This window comes from Hyalangium sp., from assembly GCF_045802625.1.
Lineage (GTDB): Bacteria > Myxococcota > Myxococcia > Myxococcales > Myxococcaceae > Hyalangium.
The window spans coordinates 1-2,244 of record NZ_JBJMQP010000102.1 but is presented as its reverse complement, the minus strand read 5'-3'; the positions used below and the strand labels follow the sequence as shown (position 1 = coordinate 2,244).

2 protein-coding genes and 1 pseudogene are annotated in these 2,244 nt (G+C 66.3%); 1 reads left to right on the top strand and 2 read right to left on the bottom strand.

Annotated elements, in window-relative coordinates; genetic code table 11:
- Window positions 1-363: 363 nt before the first annotated feature.
- Entirely contained in the window at window positions 364-1,092 is a 729-nt protein-coding gene (locus tag ACJ8AT_RS18585; protein ID WP_407739097.1) for a M48 family metallopeptidase, read from the bottom strand.
- The gene (locus ACJ8AT_RS18580; RefSeq protein ID WP_407739096.1) at window positions 1,082-1,429 is read right to left on the bottom strand and encodes a hypothetical protein; all 348 of its coding nucleotides are present in this window, start codon (window positions 1,427-1,429) and stop codon (window positions 1,082-1,084) included. The genes ACJ8AT_RS18585 and ACJ8AT_RS18580 overlap by 11 nt, the downstream gene beginning before the upstream one ends.
- Window positions 1,430-1,743: 314 nt before the next feature.
- On the opposite strand from ACJ8AT_RS18580, the pseudogene ACJ8AT_RS18575 reads away from it, so the two are divergent.
- A pseudogene (locus ACJ8AT_RS18575) lies at window positions 1,744-2,244 on the top strand (hypothetical protein); the annotation flags it as partial.

Genomic DNA, 2,244 nt, shown 5'->3' with positions numbered 1-2,244 from the left:
TTTTCCGGGGTGTGCGCTGCCTGCTCACGGGAGCCTACGTCTCAGCGGTGGGACGGTTTCCACGTGAGGAGCGCCCCCCTCACCGCTCCTCACCGGTGAGGAGCGCCACCCCCCACCTCACCGCTCCTCACCGGTGAGGATTGATCAGAATAGAGCCGGAGGCCTGTAGGTCGTCCTGGGAACTGGCCGCGGCGGAAGCTCATGCTGTCTTCCAGGGAGGAGAAGACCGGTTCCACGGTCGCCATGCGTTGGTGGTAGCGGGCTTGGGCGCCCTGCTGGCTCCTCTACCCCTGGGGCCAATGACGGGTTCCCCTCCTGCGGCTCCGCCTCCTCCCCGGCCTCCCCGGCGGGAGGGAGCACGGCTCAGTAATCCCAGATCTCGTGGGCCAGGGGTGCCGCGTTCAGTGTCTTCCTGGTGGCCCTCCACTTCGGGAAGTGCCGATCCATCAGCGCGTGGAAGCGATCATCGTGGTTGCGCACGAGCAGGTGCATCAACTCGTGGACGATGAGGTACTCAAGGCACTCCGGCGGCTTCTTCGCCAACTCAAGGTTCAGCCACACCCGGCGCGCCTTGGCGTTGCACGACCCCCACCGGGTCTTCATCCTCTTGATGCCCCACCCATCGACGGTGACGCCGAGCGCGCTCTGCCACTTCGCGAGGAGCGGCGTGGCGAGCTCGCGCAAGACATCCCGGTACCACCGCTGCAACACGCGCTCCCGCTGATCAGTCGTCAAGTCGGGCCTGACCCGCAGCTCCATGATGGTGCGGTTGCGAATAACGACGCCGCTCTTGCCGTGATTCATCACCACCGCGAGCCGGTAGCGGCGCCCGAGGAAGTAGTGGCTTTCCCCGCTGACCATCTCTCGCTTGGACTCGCGCACCTGGGTGTCGAACGCAGCTCGCTGCCGGCGAATCCAGCCCAGCTTGCCGATGACCGCCACGCGTACCGCCGCGTCCGACACTGCCAAGGGCGCTGCGACTCGCACCCGTCCATCGGGCGGGTACACCCCAAGGTGGAGATTCTTGATCTCCTTCCGGACAACCGAGACCCGAATACCGCTGACCGTCAGGTGGTGCGTCTCAGTAGTCATTCTGGCTCTTCACCAGCTCGAGCGTGCGGTCGATCAATTCAGCCTCGTCGCCGATGACGCCCGCGATGGCCTGCCGGACCCGCTTCGTCTTCATGGCGTTGCTCCGCCAGCCGTCTTGCATGCGGGTCCGCACCGCCTGATCCACCCTGATGGCCAACGCTTCGTCCCGGCCGAGGTTGTCATAGAGGGCCCGCAGAGCTGGCGTGTCCAGCGACGCCGGATATGCCCCCGCCTTGGGGCCCGCCTTGGCCTGCCGGGTCAGCTCGACGATCTTCGCCAGGTACTCCTGGTAGCTCAGCGCCGCCTGCTTGCGCTGCTCGATCAGAGCGTCGAGCACCTCGGACATCTTCTCGTTAGAGTTCGGATCTCTTGATGGGCATGAGTGAATTGCTCGGACTGGATCTCCAGCACGCCAGGATACGGCAGGGCGCTCGGCGCCGTCGACCGCTTTACCCAGGGTATGTTGCCCTCTTCCGAGCGCGTGGGTCACCTTCCCTTGGGGTACACGTCGGCCGTGGCCGCGCTGGCCGCGATCGAAATCCCGCTTCACGAGGATCGTCTCCACCCGTGATTGACGGGCCTATCATGGCGCCCCTGTAATCTCGGGTGGTGCTCTCGGTGCGTGCGGGGGCCATGGCCAGGAGGCCCCACATGCCGCGCTCGGCGGTCCTGCTGCTGGTCGCATTCCTCTCCGGGTGCAGCGCCTCAACGAGGGGCGTCGTCCGCTTGGACACAGGCCAGGGCGCGCCCATCGTCCACACTCCGCGCCGCGACGTGGAGCCGCTGGCGCTGAGCGAAGAGCAGTTCAAGAAGGCCGTCGCGCAACAGGCCCTCTCTGTGCCTGCAGTGGAGCGGCCCCTGGAGCATGCCCGGCAGGTCTTCGGACTGCCCGAGCGAAGCGGCTGGTACCGGTACGAGGGCAGGAGCCAGCGCCTCATGGCCTCAGCGCCGGGGAGCACCCGGGACCTGCGCCTGCTGCCCGAGGATGAGGAGCTGAAGCGCCGCTACCTGCTGTGGTGCGAGCAAGGCTGGGGAAGTGGAGATTGCCTGCGCCTGCTGGTGGACAAGCCCTTCTTGGATGGGGATGCCAAGTACGCTCTGGCCATGGCCATCGCTCAGAGCAAGGTGCTGGGGGCCATGAAGGAAGAACTC

Coding starts and splice junctions, on each gene's coding strand:
- ACJ8AT_RS18585 (WP_407739097.1), bottom strand. CDS start 1,092: ATGACTACTGAGACGCACCACCTGACGGTCAGCGGTATTCGGGTCTCG.